General features: G+C 75.8%; 12 protein-coding genes. 7 read left to right on the top strand and 5 right to left on the bottom strand.

What is annotated here, in order from left to right; genetic code table 11:
- Nucleotides 1–47: 47 nt before the first annotated feature.
- Entirely contained in the window at nucleotides 48–257 is a 210-nt protein-coding gene (locus ABZ885_RS22950) for a hypothetical protein (RefSeq protein WP_360191600.1), read from the bottom strand.
- On the bottom strand, nucleotides 254–1,705 hold the full coding sequence (locus ABZ885_RS22945; protein WP_360191597.1) for a PspC domain-containing protein: 1,452 nt from the start codon (nucleotides 1,703–1,705) through the stop codon (nucleotides 254–256). The genes ABZ885_RS22950 and ABZ885_RS22945 overlap by 4 nt, the downstream gene beginning before the upstream one ends.
- A 133-nt stretch (nucleotides 1,706–1,838) precedes the next feature.
- Here ABZ885_RS22945 and ABZ885_RS22940 point away from each other — a divergent pair, with 133 nt between their 5' ends.
- From ABZ885_RS22940 to pcrA, 3 genes are all read left to right on the top strand, one after another.
- A complete protein-coding gene (locus ABZ885_RS22940) occupies nucleotides 1,839–3,302 on the top strand; it encodes a PspC domain-containing protein (protein WP_360191594.1) in 1,464 nt (487 codons plus the stop codon).
- Complete coding sequence (locus ABZ885_RS22935; RefSeq protein WP_360191591.1) at nucleotides 3,295–3,972, top strand: response regulator transcription factor; 678 nt, start codon at nucleotides 3,295–3,297, stop codon at nucleotides 3,970–3,972. The genes ABZ885_RS22940 and ABZ885_RS22935 overlap by 8 nt, the downstream gene beginning before the upstream one ends.
- A gap of 83 nt (nucleotides 3,973–4,055) precedes the next feature.
- On the top strand, nucleotides 4,056–6,698 hold the full coding sequence (gene pcrA / locus ABZ885_RS22930; protein ID WP_360191588.1) for a DNA helicase PcrA: 2,643 nt from the start codon (nucleotides 4,056–4,058) through the stop codon (nucleotides 6,696–6,698).
- A gap of 70 nt (nucleotides 6,699–6,768) precedes the next feature.
- Here pcrA and ABZ885_RS22925 read toward each other — a convergent pair whose 3' ends face one another.
- Nucleotides 6,769–7,575, bottom strand: coding sequence for a peptidoglycan DD-metalloendopeptidase family protein (locus ABZ885_RS22925; RefSeq protein WP_360191585.1), 807 nt, complete (start codon nucleotides 7,573–7,575; stop codon nucleotides 6,769–6,771).
- Between the two features lie 305 nt (nucleotides 7,576–7,880).
- Here ABZ885_RS22925 and ABZ885_RS22920 point away from each other — a divergent pair, with 305 nt between their 5' ends.
- Nucleotides 7,881–8,288, top strand: a complete 408-nt coding sequence (locus tag ABZ885_RS22920) for a cobalamin B12-binding domain-containing protein (protein WP_360191583.1) — start codon at nucleotides 7,881–7,883, stop codon at nucleotides 8,286–8,288.
- Nucleotides 8,289–8,409: 121 nt separating this feature from the next.
- On the opposite strand, the gene ABZ885_RS22915 is transcribed toward ABZ885_RS22920, so the two are convergent.
- Nucleotides 8,410–10,008: a DUF5691 domain-containing protein gene (locus ABZ885_RS22915; protein ID WP_360191580.1), complete on the bottom strand. Its 1,599-nt coding sequence runs from the start codon at nucleotides 10,006–10,008 to the stop codon at nucleotides 8,410–8,412.
- A gap of 38 nt (nucleotides 10,009–10,046) precedes the next feature.
- The gene (locus ABZ885_RS22910; protein ID WP_360191577.1) at nucleotides 10,047–11,354 is read right to left on the bottom strand and encodes an SWIM zinc finger family protein; all 1,308 of its coding nucleotides are present in this window, start codon (nucleotides 11,352–11,354) and stop codon (nucleotides 10,047–10,049) included.
- A gap of 177 nt (nucleotides 11,355–11,531) precedes the next feature.
- Here ABZ885_RS22910 and ABZ885_RS22905 point away from each other — a divergent pair, with 177 nt between their 5' ends.
- From ABZ885_RS22905 to ABZ885_RS22895, 3 genes are all read left to right on the top strand, one after another.
- The gene (locus ABZ885_RS22905) at nucleotides 11,532–12,614 is read left to right on the top strand and encodes an AAA family ATPase (protein WP_360191574.1); all 1,083 of its coding nucleotides are present in this window, start codon (nucleotides 11,532–11,534) and stop codon (nucleotides 12,612–12,614) included.
- Between the two features lie 45 nt (nucleotides 12,615–12,659).
- Complete coding sequence (locus ABZ885_RS22900; RefSeq protein WP_360191571.1) at nucleotides 12,660–14,987, top strand: DUF5682 family protein; 2,328 nt, start codon at nucleotides 12,660–12,662, stop codon at nucleotides 14,985–14,987.
- 82 nt (nucleotides 14,988–15,069) lie between these two features.
- Nucleotides 15,070–16,239, top strand: a complete 1,170-nt coding sequence (locus tag ABZ885_RS22895; protein ID WP_360191568.1) for a VWA domain-containing protein — start codon at nucleotides 15,070–15,072, stop codon at nucleotides 16,237–16,239.
- Nucleotides 16,240–16,302 lie beyond the last annotated feature (63 nt).

Genomic DNA, 16,302 nt, shown 5'->3' with positions numbered 1-16,302 from the left:
ACCGCCGCCGGGCCTGCGCCGCGGCCGGACCGGCCCGGCCGCGGCGCTCAGCCCTCGGAGTCGGTGCGCCCGCGCCGGGCCATCGCCGCGACCGCGCCGGCCAGCCCGCCGAGGCCGAGCACGATGAAGGTCACCGGGACGACGATCCGTCCGTCGACCGAGAAGTCGTTCACCGCCGCCACCAGGTAGAGCACCGCGATCACGGTGAACAGCCCTCCTGCGATCAGCGAGAAGAGATCGAGCGGGTGCTTCCTCACGACCGGACCACCTTGATGTCTCCGAGCCCGACCATCAGCTTGAGGTCGAGCGTGCCCTTCGATGCCTGACCGTTCACCGGGTTCAGCCGGAAGCCGCGGGAGCTGTGGCCGCTGACCTCGTCCTCCCCGGGCACCGTGACGTTGCCCAGACCGGCCTTGGTCTCCAGGTTCACCGTCACGTCCGGCGGCACCACGACGGTCAGCTGGCCGGCGCCGAGCTCGACGGTGCTGTGCAGGGTGGCGCCGGCCGGGTCGAGCCCGCCGAGGTCCAGCCGGGCGTCGCCGAGCCCGAGCACGTACCGCGACTCCAGCTCGGCGGCCGAGACGGCCTTCCAGTCCCGGTCGCCGACCGCGTCGTGCACCGAGTACGACGAGCCGTGGGCGAACGCGAGCGCCAGGGTGAGCAGCAGACCCGGGACGACGAGCTTGTGGGCGCGGCCGAACTTCGCGCCGACCAGCAGCGTCAGACCGACGACCAGCAGGGCGGTCGCCAGGACGGCGCCGGTCAGCTCGGCGCCGCCGTGGGCCGACGCCGACCAGACCGCGCTGGCCGCGCCCACCGCCAGCAGCAGCCCGATCACGCCGAGCGGGGAGCGCTCGTGGTGGCGCACCACCGGTGGCCGGGGCCGGGCGGCCGGGCCGCTCTTGCGCAGCGGGTCGCCCTGCGGCAGGTCGGTGCGCTGCCACCACGGCTGGGCCGGGCCGCCGGGCGGCGTCGCGGTGGCGCCGCCCGGGGCGGCGCCCGTCTCGCCGTACGGGTTGCGCTCGGGGTGGCGCGGGTCCCAGAGGTAGCCGCTCGGGCCCGCGTGCGGGGTGTCGGCCGGCACGGTGCCGGCCGCCCGCTCCCGGGCGTGCCGCTCGCGGGCCGTCGTGTCGGCGTCGGTCGGCGACCAGGAGTAGGCCGGGGCGGCCGGCTCCGACCCGGGGAAGTGCCGGTCGTACGGGCCGTCCTGGTGGCGGTCCCGGCCGCGCCGGCGTCCGCGCTGCCGGGCGTGGTGGCGCTCGGGGTCGTAACGGACCGCCAGGAAGACCAGCGCGCCGAGCAGCAGCATCGGGAACAGCTGGTCGCCGTCGCCCATCGAGGCGAAGAAGACGCCGGTGCCGATCACGGTCAGCAGCACCGCGCCGACCGACTGGCCGTCCACCCGGCCGGTGAGCACCCGCTGCAGCTCGGTCCGGCCCGGCCGGACGCCGCCCTTGCCGTCCGGGACCGGCTCGGTCGGGATGATCAGCCAGGCCAGCCCGTACAGGAAGAGGCCGAGGCCGCCGGAGAGGCAGAGCACGACCGTCACCACGCGGAAGACCACCGGGTCGATGTCCAGGTGCCGGCCGAGGCCGCCGCAGACGCCGGCGACCACGCGGTGGTGCTCGGTCCGGTTCAGCGGGGGGCGGTCCGGCGACGGCGGGGTGCTCGGCCCGGCCTCCCGGACGAGGTGGTCTTCGGTCATGCCCACCATCCTGCTGGCTCCGGGACTCCCGCCCAACCGGGCCGGGCCCTGTCCGTACCCTGAGTTGTCCCTGAGAACGGGTAGGGACCGACCCTGATGCGCCCGGGACGGCGCGCGTGGAACGATCGGTGGCGTGGCAGCCCCCGGTACCGACCCCCGTCCGCTCGTCCCCGACGCCCCGCCGTCGGCGGGCGCCGATCCCACCGTCCCCGGCGACGACCGGCCGCCGTACCGCCGGCTCTACCGCAGCCCGCAGGGACGGATGCTCGGCGGCGTCGCCCACGGGCTCGCGGTGCACCTGGGGCTCCCGGTCCGCTGGGTCCGGATCGCCTTCGTGCTGCTCTTCTTCGCCCAGGGGATCGGCGCGCTGCTGTACGCGGCGTTCTGGTTCGTGGTGCCGATCGGCATCGGCGAGCCCGCGCAGCGCGGCGCGCGCTGGGTGTACGTCAACGGCGCCTTCGTGCCGGCCGGGTCCTGGCAGGCCTCCGGCGCGTCCGGCGCGGAGCTGAGCAAGGAGCGGCGCGGCCGGATCGGCCGGCTCCGCGAGCTGCTGCAGCACGCGCTGCAGGGCGAGCCCGCGGTGCCGGACGGGGAGACCGCGCCGGTCCCGGCGGCCGCCAAGCGCCAGGGCGGGCTGTGGCAGCTGGCCGCGCTGGTCATGGTCGTGATCGGGCTGATCGCCCTGCTGAACGCGCTCGGCGTGCAGACCGCCCGGCCGTACACCTGGCCGCTGCTGGCCATCGGCGTCGGCGTCGCGCTGGTCTGGCGTCAGGCCGACGACTCCCGCTGGCAGCGCTGGTTCGGCCTGGAGGAGGGCGAGAAGCGCCGCGGCGCCTACACCCGGGTCGGCGCGGGCGTGCTGCTGGTGGTGGCCGGCACCATCGCCTTCCTCGCCATGCAGGGCAGCGGCTCGACCATCGGCTCGGTCATCGAGGCCTCGCTCGCGGTGCTGGCCGGCGTGCTGGTGCTGGTCGGCCCGTACGCGCTGCGGATGTGGCAGGACCTCGGCGCCGAGCGGACCGCCCGCATCCGCGCCCAGGAACGGGCCGAGATCGCCGCGCACGTCCACGACTCGGTGCTGCACACGCTCACCCTGATCCAGCGCCGGGCCGAGGACCCGAAGGAGGTGCTCCGGCTCGCCCGGGCCCAGGAGCGCGAGCTGCGCCTGTGGCTGTACCGCCCGGAGGCGGCCGCCGAGGAGGCGCCGGACACCATGGCGGAGAGCCTGCGCGCGGTGGTCGCCGAGGTCGAGGACCGGCACGGCGTCCCGGTCGAGCTGGTCATCGTCGGCGACTGCCCGATGGACGAGCGGATCACGGCCCAGATGCAGGCCGCGAGGGAAGCGACCGTCAACGCGGCCAAGTACGGTGGCGGGGGACCGGTCCAGGTCTACGCCGAGGTCGAGGGGAGGACCGTGATGGTGTTCGTCCGCGACCACGGCCCCGGATTCGACCCCGACACGGTGCCCGAGGACCGGATGGGCGTTCGCGAGTCGATCCTCGGCCGGATGAAGCGCAACGGCGGCACCGCACGGGTGCGGCCCGCGCCGGACGGCGGCACCGAGGTCGAGCTGGAGATGGAGAGAACGAATGACTGAGGCAGCTCCGGACCGTACCGCGCGGGTCGTGCTGGTCGACGACCACCGGATGTTCCGGACGGGGGTGAGGGCCGAGATCGGGCGCACCGAGACGACCGGCATCGACGTGGTCGGCGAGGCCGACGACGTCGAGTCGGCGGTCCGCGTGGTGGCCGAGACCAGGCCCGACGTGGTGCTGCTCGACGTCCACCTGCCCGGCGGCGGCGGGGTCGAGGTGCTGCGCCGCTCGGCCGGGCTGATGGGGGAGCCGGGCGGGACCAAGTTCCTCGCGCTCTCGGTGTCCGACGCGGCCGAGGACGTGATCGGCGTGATCCGCGGCGGTGCCCGCGGCTACGTCACCAAGACCATCACCGGCACCGACCTGGTCGACGCGATCTTCCGGATCGCCGACGGCGACGCGGTGTTCTCGCCCCGGCTGGCCGGCTTCGTGCTGGACGCCTTCGCCGCCACCGACACCCCGCCGGTGGACGAGGACCTCGACCGGCTGACCCAGCGCGAGCGCGAGGTGCTGCGGCTGATCGCCCGCGGCTACGCGTACAAGGAGATCGCCAAGCAGCTGTTCATCTCGGTGAAGACGGTGGAGAGCCACGTCTCGGCGGTGCTGCGCAAGCTCCAGCTGAGCAACCGGCACGAGCTGACCCGCTGGGCCACCGCCCGCCGCCTGGTCTGACCGGCACCCCGCCGCCCCCGAGCCCGCCCGGTCCTCCGTGACCGGGCGGGCTTGTCGGTGCGGGGCCATAGACTCGATGTGCCATGAGTAGCCTCTTTGACGACCTTCCGCTCCCCGGCTTCGAGGCCCCCGCCGCCGCCGGGTCGAAGCAGCAGCCCGCCGCCGCGCCCACCGAGGAGGAGCCGCCGCCGTTCGAGGACGACGTCCCGTACGACGCGTACGAGGAGGCGATCCCGGCGGGGCTGTTCCACACCGACCATGCCGCCGAGGCCGAGCGGGACGCCTGGTACCGCAACGGCGCCGCCCGCACCGTGGTGGACCCGGCACAGCTGCTGGAGGGGATGAACGACCCGCAGCGCGAGGCGGTGCTGCACGCGGGCGCGCCGCTGCTCATCGTGGCCGGCGCCGGCTCCGGCAAGACGCGGGTGCTGACCCACCGGATCGCGTACCTGCTGGGCGCCCGCGGGGTGCAGCCGGGCGAGATCCTGGCGATCACCTTCACCAACAAGGCGGCCGGCGAGATGCGCGAGCGCGTCGAGCAGCTGGTCGGCCCGCGGGCCCGGGCGATGTGGGTCTCCACCTTCCACAGCGCCTGCGTGCGGATCCTGCGCCGCGAGTCCAAGCTGCTCGGCTTCACCTCGTCGTTCTCGATCTACGACTCGGCGGACTCGCAGCGGCTGATGTCCCTGGTCTGCCGGGACCTCGACCTCGACCCGAAGCAGTTCCCGCCGAAGTCCTTCACCGCGAAGATCAGCAACCTGAAGAACGAGCTGATCGACGAGGAGACCTTCGCCGACCAGGCCGCCAACCCGACGGAGAAGAAGCTCGCCGAGGCGTACTTCCTCTACCAGCGGCGGCTGCGCGAGGCCAACGCGCTCGACTTCGACGACATCATCATGACGACGGTGAACCTGCTGCAGGCCTTCCCCGACGTCGCGGAGCACTACCGGCGCCGGTTCCGGCACATCCTGGTCGACGAGTACCAGGACACCAACCACGCCCAGTACATGCTGGTGCGCGAGCTGAGCGGGGGCTCGGTCGCGGCCGCGCCGAAGCGCACCGCGGACGGGGAGTTCGTGAACCCGGCCGCCGCGCACCTCGCCGAGGTGCCGCCCGCCGAGCTGTGCGTGGTCGGTGACGCGGACCAGTCGATCTACGCCTTCCGCGGCGCGACGATCCGCAACATCCTCCAGTTCGAGGAGGACTACCCGAACGCGACCACGATCCTGCTGGAGCAGAACTACCGCTCCACCCAGACCATCCTGAGCGCCGCCAACGCCGTCATCGAGCGCAACGCCAACCGCCGCGAGAAGAAGCTGTGGACGGCCGGCGAGCACGGCGAGCAGGTGGTCGGCTACGTCGCGGACGACGAGCACGGCGAGGCCCAGTTCATCGCCGACGAGATCGACCGGCTCACCGACAAGGGCGAGGCCAAGCCCGGCGACGTCGCGATCTTCTACCGGACCAACGCGCAGTCCCGTGTGTTCGAGGAGGTGTTCATCCGGGTCGGCCTGCCGTACAAGGTGGTCGGCGGGGTGCGCTTCTACGAGCGCAAGGAGGTCCGCGACGTCCTGGCGTACCTGCGGGTGCTCTCCAACCCGGAGGACACCGTGCCGCTGCGCCGGATCCTCAACGTGCCCAAGCGCGGCATCGGCGAGCGGGCCGAGGCGATGATCGACGCGCTGGCCTCCCGCGAGCGGATCTCCTTCGCGCAGGCGCTGCAGCGGGTCGACGAGGCGTACGGGATGGCCGCCCGCTCGGCGAACGCGGTGAAGAAGTTCAACCAGCTGATGGCCGGGCTCCGGCAGGTCGTCGAGTCGGGCGCCGGGCCGGCCGCGGTGCTGGAGGCGGTGCTGGAGGAGACCGGCTACCTCGCCGAGCTGCAGTCCTCGACCGACCCGCAGGACGAGACCCGGGTGGAGAACCTCCAGGAGCTCGCCTCGGTCGCCCTCGAGTACGAGCAGGACCCGGGCGAGCGGCCGGACGCCGGCGAGGAGGGCACGCCGCCGGTCGGCTCGCTGGCCGACTTCCTGGAGCGGGTCGCGCTGGTCGCCGACTCGGACCAGATCCCGGACGAGGACGAGGAGGGGCAGGGCGTCATCACGATGATGACCCTGCACACCGCCAAGGGCCTGGAGTTCCCGGTGGTCTTCCTGACCGGCATGGAGGACGGGATCTTCCCGCACATGCGGGCGCTCAACCAGGTCAAGGAGCTGGAGGAGGAGCGGCGGCTCGCGTACGTCGGGCTCACCCGGGCGCGGGAGCGGCTCTACCTGACCCGCTCGGTGCTGCGCAGCGCCTGGGGGCAGCCCTCGTACAACCCGGCCTCGCGGTTCCTGGAGGAGATCCCGGAGGCGCTGGTGCAGTGGAAGCGGACCGGCGCGGTCGCCGTGCCGGCCTCGCGCGGGTACTCCTCGGGGTCGTCCGGCTCGTCCTGGGGCGCCGGGAGGTCCTCCGGCGGCTCGTCGCGCGGCGGTTCCGCGCGCGGTGGGGCGGCGGCCCAGCCGAAGGCGGGCTGGGGGCAGTCGGCGCGGCGGACCGGCGCGGCGGCCGAGCGGGACGTCGTCTCGCTGGCGGTCGGCGACCGGGTCACCCACGACACCTTCGGGCTGGGCACGGTGGTCGCCACCACCGGTGTCGGGGACAAGGCGCAGGCCACCGTCGACTTCGGGACGGAGGGGCGCAAGCAGCTGCTGCTGCGGTACGCGCCGGTGGAGAAGCTGTAGCCGTCGGCGGGGTGCGGCCCGCGCCGGGGTGCTCCCGGCGCGGACCGCAGGCTCGGCGCGGGCCGGGGGTTCAGCGCGGGTCGACGCCGTGGGCGAGGAGCCAGGGCAGCGGGTCGACCGGGCCGCCGCCGGCCGGGCGGATCTCGAAGTGCAGGTGCGGGCCGGTGCTGTTGCCGCTGCTGCCGACGAACGCGATGACGTCGCCGGCCTTCACGGGCCCCTTGCGGATCTTGTACGAACGCAGGTGGCAGAACCAGGCCTCGGTGCCGTCGGACATCTTCAGGATCGACATGTAGCCGTACGCCGGGTTCCACTGCGTGCGGATGGTGCCGTCGGTGACCGCGCGGACCTCGGTGCCGCCGTCGACCGGGAAGTCGATGCCGGTGTGCAGCTTCGCCCAGTGGGTGCCGGCCGCGCCGAAGAGCTCGCCCAGGCCGCGCTGGGCGACCGGCAGTACGAAGACGGGGCCGTCCGGCGCCTTCGGGGCCTCGGGGGCGGCGTCCGCCACGGGGGCCGGTCCGGGCTGGGCGCCGGAGAGCGGCTCGCGGGCGTCGCCGCGGGAGGCCTGGTCGGCCTCGCCGGCGGCGAGGGCCTGCTGGGCGGCCTCCCGGGCGGGAGCGTTGTCCGGGGCGTCGGCGGCCGTGGCCTGCCGGGGCACCAGGCCGGCCGCCTGGGCGCGCTGCTGGTCGGCCTCGCCCTGGACGGTGACGGCGGCCGCGGCGGCCACCCCGAGCGCGGCCACCGACGGCACGGCGATGCGCAGCAGCGCCGTCCGGGTGGCGGCCTTGGCGGCGTCGCGGCGCTGGGCGCGCGACTGTTCGCGGGCGGCGAGGCGCAGCTCCGCCCTGGTCGGGCGGGCGGCGGCGTCGGGAGCCATCGGGGGCTGCCTCCTCGGTGGGCCTCGGACACGTCATCGGGCGAGGGGAAAACTGCCGAGACTGTAGCCGCAACGCCGACATCCGGACAAAAGTCCGGATGTCAAGAGGGGCGTCGGCGGGCTGTGAGCGCGTCCGCCGGGGTATACCCACTGGTAGCAAGGGGTGGAGCTGTGATTTTCCCCTCCTCTTGAGGGGCGGCACGGCCAGGTGGCGCTAACCTCCCCTCAGGTTTGTTATTGCTGGTTAACCGCGCCCGTGCCCGACGAGGTCTGGGGTGGTGGACGACGAAGTCCAGGAGGCAGTGATGGGTGTGTCAGGGCCGATCCGTGTGGTGGTCGCCAAGCCCGGGCTCGACGGTCACGACCGCGGCGCCAAGGTCATCGCGCGCGCCCTGCGCGACGCCGGTATGGAGGTCATCTACACCGGCCTGCACCAGACGCCCGAGCAGATCGTCGACACCGCGATCCAGGAGGACGCGGACGGCATCGGGCTGTCGGTCCTCTCCGGCGCGCACATGACGCTCTGCGCGCGGGTGCTGGAGCTGCTGAAGGAGCGCGAGGCGGAGGACATCAAGGTCTTCTGCGGCGGGATCATCCCGGACGAGGACATCGTCGAGCTCAAGGCGATGGGCGTCGCGGACATCTTCACCCCGGGCACGCCGACCCGGGACGTGGTGGCCTGGGTCGAGGCGAACCTGCGCGTCGCGAGCTGAGGACCTGCCGCCGGGCCGGTACGGGGGGCGTGCCCCCGGTGCCGGCCCGACTGTTTTCCGGCCGCCCGTGCCGCCCGTGCCGCCCGTGCCGCCCGTGCCGCCCGGGCGGGGCCGCGGGTGCTCAGGCGCCGAGCTCGGCGAGCATCGCCGCCCGGAAGCGCAGCGTGCCGGCCAGCCGGGCGAAGGTCTCGGCCCAGGCGGTGGCGGGCGCGGTGCCGGCGGCCAGCGCCTCGACCGCGTCGGCGGTCTCCGGGGCGAGTGCGCGCTCGGTCATCCCGAGCACCCCGCTGTGGCTCCACGGGTACGCACCGGAGGCGGCCGCCCGGGCGAGGGCGGCGACCACGGCGGTGGACAGCGGCGGCGTCCACGGCGTCGCGCAGGCGCCGAGCAGCTGGAAGGCCTCGCCGAGGCCGTGCACCTCGATGAACGCGGCCGTCCAGGCGGCGCGCTCCGCGGGCGGCAGGACCGAGAGCAGCTTGGCGGGGGCGCCGGTGGTCCGCGGCGGGCGGGCCCGGCGGTGGTCCGGCGCGGGGGCGGGCGCCGGGCCGAGCAGCGCCCGGGCCCAGTCGGCGTCCTGCTGGCGGACGGCGGCCCTGGCCCAGGCCTCGCGCAGGTCGTCGGCCCAGCTGCTGTTGGTCTCGTCGATGCTGTCGCCGACCCGCAGGGCGAGGAGCCGGTCGGGGGCCAGCCCGGTGGACGCCTGCCAGAGCGCGAGCGGTGCGGCGGCGATCACCTCGCCGAACCACCAGGCCCGTTCGCCGCGCCCGGTGGGGGACTTGAGGGGTATGCCGTCCCGCTGCATCGCCGGGTCGCACGCGGCGGGCGGGGTGACCAGCAGGTGGGTGCCGCGGTCGGCGAGGCGGACGGCGGCGCGGGCGCGCTCGGCCATCCGGCCGGCCAGGGTCGAGCCGGGCAGCGTGGAGAGCAGCTCGGCGGCGGTGGCGCGGACGTTCTTGCTGCGGTCCCCGAGCGCCTCCTCCAGGAAGGGCTCGTCGGCGAGGGAGAGGCCCTCCTGCAGGGCGTCCAGGAAGAGCAGGCGGTCCTCGGCGCGTTCGGTGGGCCAGGTGCTCCGGAGCAGGGCGAGGCCGGCGGCCGGGTCGGTGCGGCGGAGCAGGGTGAGGTGGGTGACCCGCTCGGCGAACAGGCCCTCGTGCCAGAGGTGGTCGTCGCCGGGCGCGGCCGGCCCGGCGGGCGTCCCGGCGGTGGTGCGCAGGACGAAGCGCCAGTCGGGGTTCCGGGCGGCCAGCCAGCGGCCGAGCGGGCCGGCCAGCGCGACCGCGTCGGGGCGCAGTTCGCTGCGGGCGCGGGCGGCGTCGAGCAGGGCCGGGACGAGCGCGGCGGGCGGGCGGTGGCCGCGGGCGCGGGCGGTGAGGAGCCACTGGGGCAGCAGTTCGGTGAGGTTGGCGAGGGTGGCGGTGCCGCCGCCGCTGCCGCGGGTGCCGAGCAGCAGGGAGAGCCGGCGGGCGGCGGGGGCGGGGAGTTCGGGGCGGCCGTCCTCGGGAGCCGGGTCGGGGAGCGGCTCTCCGGCGGGCGCGGGCAGGGCGCCCGCGCGGCGGCGGACCGTTTCCAGGGCGGCGAGTTCGAGCAGGGCGGTGGCCGGGTCGGTGCGGTCTACGGCCTGGTGGGCGGGGGAGTCGCCAGCCGGGTCCGACGGCGGGAGGGGGCGGCGGTCGGTGCCGAGGAGGGCGGTGGTGTGGAGGGACTCCCAGGGGTCGGGCACGTGGGCTCCTGAGGTTGTGGTGCGGGCGCGGCCGGGTGTCACGGGGCGCTGAGGGTGATCGGGCGGTGGCCGGCGGCCCAGGCGGTGATCGGGGTGAAGCCCTGGTGGCCGTGCTCGCCGAAGACGGTGAGCGGGCGGCCGGTGGAGACGGCGGCGAGCCGCCAGAGGGCGGCGTCGGAGGTGGCGGCGCGGTGCACCGGGAGGGTGTGCCGGCCGTCGGTGAGGTGCCAGCCCTCGGGGGTCAGGACGGGGACGACGTCGGTGAGGACGGTGGGCCAGGAGTCGAGCCAGGGGTCGTCGGCGACGGCGGTGCCGTACGCGGCGACGGCCTCGGCGGGGGTGAGGCCGGGCGGCGGCGCGGCGGGGCCGGGCGCGGGGGCGCCGTACCGGGTGCCGAGGGCGGCGCGCAGCGGCCGGGCGCCGGGGTGGAAGGCGAGCTCGGCCTCCAGCAGGTGGCCGGTGGGCACGGCGAGGTCGGGGGCCTGGCCGGGGCGGCCGAAGGCGAGCAGGAGGGCGGGCCGGCCGGTCTTGGCGCCGCGGAGCCAGAGCCGGCGGGTGGTGAGGCGGTCGTCGGAGGTGTCGCGGCTGCCGAGGACGTGCCAGCGGTCGCGGACGGTGGGGCCGGCCAGCAGCTCGGCGGTGTCGGTGGTGTAGCCGACCCGGGCGCGGACGGTGGCGGCCAGCGGGGCGGGCAGCTCGTCGACCCGGGTGGCGGCGGTGGCGAGCAGGTGGAGCATGGCGTACTCCTCCAGGAGGCGGTGCTGGGGCGTGGTGTCGAGCTCGCGGACGCGGGTGGCGAGGCCGGGCGCCTGGGCGTCGACCATGCGGGCGGCGACCTCCTCCCAGGGGCCGGCGGTGGACCGGTCGGCCAGGCCCCGGCGGATCCCGTCGGCCAGCCGCAGCCTCAGCTCGGCGGCGCCGGCCGCGACCCGGGCGGAGCGCTTCTCGGCGCGGCGGCGGGCGGCGGCCGGGTCGGCGGGCGTTCCGGGCCCGGCGGCGCGCCGTCCGGCGCCGTCCTGCCGGGCGGTGAGCCACTCCGACGCCCAGTCGGACGGCTCGCCGGCCGGGACGGCCGCGGGGGCGCCGCTCCAGAGCAGCAGCAGCCCGAGCGCGTGCTTGCAGGGGAACTTCCGGCTCGGGCAGCTGCACCGGTAGGCGGGCGTGGCCAGTTCGACCACCGTGCGGTACGGCGTCCGCCCGCTGCCCCCGCACTCGCCCCAGACCGCGCTGCCGTCGGTGCCCGTGGCCGACCAGGCGGCGGGCGAGGAGAGCGTGCCCGCGGCCTTCTGCGAGGCGGCGTCGGGCGCCAGGGACAGGACGTGTTCGGTGCTCCAGCGTTCCTCCATGCGACGACGGTAGGCGCGGGGACTGACAGTCCCGGCGGTCGAACTGAGGTCCGGTCAGGATTGTCAGTGCCCCGGTGCAGGGTGGTCGTGGCAGGCCGGGACGCCGGTCTGGCTCCCCCCGATCACCTCGCCGCCCGCCACGGGGGCGTCCGGCGGCCGACCCGAAGGAGCCCTTCCATGACCGACGTTCTGCGGCAGCACGCGGAGGACGCCTTCGCCGCCGAGCTGGCCGCCCTGGCCGCGCACGACGACCGTCCGCGCCCCGAGCGCTGGCGGCTGTCGCCCTGGGCCGTCGCCACCTACCTGCTGGGCGGCGGGCTGCCGGACGGCACCGTGATCACGCCCAAGTACATCGGGCCGCGCCGCGTCGTCGAGGTCGCCGTGACCACGCTCGCGACCGACCGGGCGCTGCTGCTGCTCGGCGTGCCGGGGACGGCGAAGACCTGGGTGTCGGAGCACCTCGCGGCCGCGGTCAGCGGTGACTCGACGCTGCTGGTGCAGGGCACGGCGGGCACACCGGAGGAGGCCGTCCGGTACGGGTGGAACTACGCGCAGCTGCTCACCAACGGCCCGAGCCGGGCGGCGCTGGTGCCGTCGCCGCTGATGCGGGCGATGGCGGACGGCAAGATCGCCCGGGTCGAGGAGCTGACCCGCATCCCGGCCGACGTCCAGGACAGTCTGATCACCATCCTGTCGGAGAAGACCCTGCCGATCCCGGAGCTGGGCGGCGAGACGCAGGCGGTGCGGGGCTTCAACCTGATCGCCACCGCCAACGACCGGGACCGCGGCGTCAACGAGCTGTCCAGCGCCCTGCGCCGGCGGTTCAACACCGTCGTCCTTCCGCTGCCCGGCTCGCTGGAGGAGGAGGTCGACATCGTCACCCGCCGGGTCGGCCAGCTCGGCCGCTCGCTGGAGCTGCCCGAACTGCCCGGCGGCGCCGAGGAGATCCGCCGCGTGGTCACCGTCTTCCGCGAGCTGCGCAGCGGGATCACCGCCGACGGCCGGACGAAGGTCAAGTCGCCGAGCGGCACCCTGTCGACGGCGGAGGCGATCTCGGTGGTGACCAACGGGATGGCGCTGGCCGCGCACTTCGGGGACGGCGTGCTGCGGGCCGGCGACGTCGCCGCCGGGGTGGTCGGCGCCGTCGTCCGGGACGAGGCGGCCGACCGGGTGGTGTGGCACGAGTACGTCGAGGGCGTGGTCCGGGAGCGCGACGGCTGGAAGGACTTCTACCGGGCCGCCCGCGAGAACGCCCGCTGACTCCACCGCAGTCCGAGGTTCGAGGTTCGAGGAGGGAGGACGCGCATGGGTCCGTCGGAGGTGACGCTGCTCGGGGTCCGGCACCACGGCCCCGGTTCGGCCCGCGCGGTGGCCGCCGCGCTGGAGCGGCTGCAGCCGGACGCGGTGCTGGTCGAGGGGCCGCCGGAGGCCGACCCGCTCCTCGGGCTGGCGGCGGAGAAGGAGATGGTGCCGCCGGTCGCCCTGCTCGTCCACGCCGTGGACGACCCGGCCCGGGCCGCGTTCTGGCCGTACGCCGGGTTCTCCCCCGAGTGGGTGGCGATCCGCTACGCGCTGGACGCCGGCCTGCCGGTGCACTTCATCGACCTGCCCGCCGCCCACGCCCTCGCCCCGGACGACGCGGACACCGGCGCGGGGGAGGACGGCGAGCCCGGGGCCGATCCGATCGGGCTGCTCGCCGCGGCCGCCGGACACGACGACCCCGAGCGCTGGTGGGAGGACGTCATCGAGCACCGCTCGCCCGGCGATGACGCCCTCGCCCCGTTCGCCGCGGTCGCCGAGGCGATGACGGCGGTGCGCGAGGAGGGGCTGACCGGCGGCACCGGCCGGCGGGACGACCTGCGGGAGGCGTACATGCGCCAGCGGATCCGGGCCGCCCGGCGGGCCGGGCACCGGCGGATCGCCGTGGTCTGCGGCGCCTTCCACGTCCCCGCGCTGGCCGCCATGCCGACCGTCGCCCACGACCGGGCGCTGCTGGCCGGCCTGCCGAAGAAGGTGCGGACCGACGCCACCTGGGTGCCCTGGACGCACCGCCGGCTCGCCCTGGCCGGCGGCTACGGCGCCGGGATCGTCTCCCCGGGCTGGTACCACCACCTGTTCACCGAGCCGGGGGACCCGCTGCCCGGCTGGATGGCCAGGGCGGCCGGGCTGCTCCGCGCCGAGGACCACCCGGTCTCCTCCGCGCACGTCATCGAAGCCGTCCGGCTGGCCCGCACGCTCGCGGTGCTGCGCGGCCGCCCGCTGGCCGGGCTGACCGAGACGCTGGACGCCGTCCGCTCGGTGATGTGCGACGGCTCGGACGTCGCCCTGGCACTGGTGCAGGACAAGCTGGTGATCGGCGACGTGCTGGGCGAGGTCCCGGACGGCGCCCCCGCGGTGCCGCTCCAGCGGGACCTCACCCGGCTGCAGCGCTCGCTGCGCCTGAAGCCGGACGCCGGGCCGCGCGAGCTCGACCTGGACCTGCGCCGGGAGACCGACGCGGCCCGCTCCCGGCTGCTGCACCGGCTGCGGCTGCTCGGCATCGACTGGGGCGTGCCCGGCCGGTCCGCGGTGAACTCGACCGGCACGTTCCGGGAGAGCTGGCGGCTCTGCTGGCAGCCCGAGTTCGCCGTCCGGATCGCCGAGGCCTCCCAGTGGGGCACCACGGTCGAGGCCGCGGCCACCGGCAAGGCCGTCGGCACGGCGCGGGCCGCGGTGGAACTCGCCGAGCTCACCGGCCTGGTGGAGACCTGCCTGCTGGCCGGCCTCGGCGGCGCCCTGCCCGCGCTGATGCGGGAGCTCGCCGACTGCGCCGCACTGGACACCGACGTGGCCCACCTGGCCGGCGCGCTGCCCGCACTGGTCCGCGCGCTGCGCTACGGCGACGTCCGCGGCACCGACGACGGCGCGCTCGGCGAGGTCGCGACCGGCCTCGCCGAGCGGATCTGCGTCGGCCTGCCGCCCGCCTGCACCGGGCTGGACGCGGCCGGTGCCGCCGTGATGCGCGGTCACCTCGACGAGGTGCACGGCGCGATCGGCCTGCTGGCACCGGACGGCGGCCTCGCCGGCCGCTGGGCCGCCACCCTCCGGTCCCTCGCCCGCCGCGAGCCCGCCGGCGGCCCGGCCACCGGCGTCCCCGGCCTGCTGCGCGGCCGGGCCGTCCGGCTGCTGCTGGACGACGGCCGGCTCGACTCCGAGGAGGCCGGGCGCCGGATGGGCCTCGTCCTCTCGGCCGCCAGCGCCCCGGCGGACGCGGCCGGCTGGGTCGAGGGCTTCCTCACCGGCGGCGGCGCCCTGCTGCTGCACGACCCGCGGCTGCTGGGCCTGCTCGACACCTGGCTGACGGCGGTGCCGGCCGGGGCGTTCACCGACGTGCTGCCGCTGCTGCGCCGGACGTTCTCCGCCCTGGAGGCGGGCGTCCGGAGCACCGTCGGCAGCCGGGTCGCGGCCGGCCCGCTCGGCACCGAATCGCCCGCCGACGAGGGCGGCGGCCCCGAGCTGGACCTCGCCCGCGCCGACGCCGCCCTGCCGGTGGCGGCCACCCTGCTCGGCCTGCCCGCCGCGCCGGTCCGGCCCGCAGCCCCGGCCCGCCGCCCGGCCCGGATCCCCGAACAGGCCGACCGCCGCGACACCTGACCGCCTCTCGCTTGACTTACCGTCCGACCGCCCCTCGCTTGACCCCTCGTCCGACCACCCCTCGTCCCCGGAGGAGCACCCGATGGCAGTGACCACCACCCCCGCCGCCGACGAACGGCTGCGCCGCTGGCGGCTGGTGCTCGGCGGCGAGGCGGACGGCACCGGCTGCACGCTGCGCGGCCGGGACGCCGCGATGGACGGCGCGCTCGCCGCGCTGTACCGCGGTGCGCCCGAGGAGGGCCGGGCCGGGAAGGGCGGCCGCCGCAGCGCCGGCCTGGGCGGCTCGGCACCGCAGGTGGCGCGCTGGCTGGGCGACATCCGCACCTACTTCCCGGCCACCGTCGTCCAGCTGATGCAGCAGGACGCCATCACCCGGCTCGGGCTGGACCGGCTGCTGCTGGAGCCGGAGATGCTCGCGGCCGTCGAGCCCGACGTCCACCTGGTCGGCACCCTGCTCTCGCTCAAGCACGCCCTGCCCGAGACCACCCGGGAGACCGCCCGCGCCGTGGTCGGCACGGTGGTCGCCGAACTGGAGCGCCGGCTCGCCGACCGCACCCGGGCCACCCTGGGCGGCGCGCTGGACCGCAGCGCCCGGGTGAGCCGCCCGCGCCACCGCGACATCGACTGGGACCGCACCATCCGGGCCAACCTGAAGAACCACCTGCCCGAGCACGGCACCGTCGTCCCCGAGCGGCTGGTCGGCTACGCCCGGGCCCGGCGGGCGGTGCGGAAGGACGTCATCCTCTGCATCGACCAGTCCGGCTCGATGGCCCCCTCGGTGGTGCACTCGGCCGTCTTCGGGGCGGTGCTCGCCTCGATGCCGTCCCTGGACACCCGGCTGGTCGTCTTCGACACCTCGGTGGTCGACCTCACCGAGCAGCTCACCGACCCGGTGGACGTCCTGTTCGCCACCCGGCTCGGCGGCGGCACCGACATCAACCGGGCGCTCGCCTACTGCCAGTCGAGGATCACCCGCCCGTCCGAGACGATCGTGGTGCTGATCAGCGACCTCTACGAGGGCGGCATCCGGGACGGGATGCTCAAGCGGGTGGCGGCGATGAAGGCGGCCGGCGTCCGGTTCATCGCGCTGCTCGCGCTCTCCGACGAAGGTGCCCCGGCCTACGACCACGCGCACGCCGCGGCGCTGGCCGCGCTCGGGGCCCCGGCGTTCGCCTGCACGCCCGACGCCTTCCCGGACGTCATGGCGGCGGCGATCGAGAAGCGGCCGATCCCGGTGCCGGAGCATAGGTAGTTCAACACTGATGAAAACCTGACACATTGCCAAGCTTGGGTTTTGCCGGCTGGGGGTGGATAT

The organism is Kitasatospora sp. NPDC047058, assembly GCF_040643935.1.
GTDB lineage: Bacteria > Actinomycetota > Actinomycetes > Streptomycetales > Streptomycetaceae > Kitasatospora.
The sequence above is the reverse complement of the archived record's forward strand: the minus strand, read 5'-3'. Positions and strand labels throughout refer to the sequence as shown.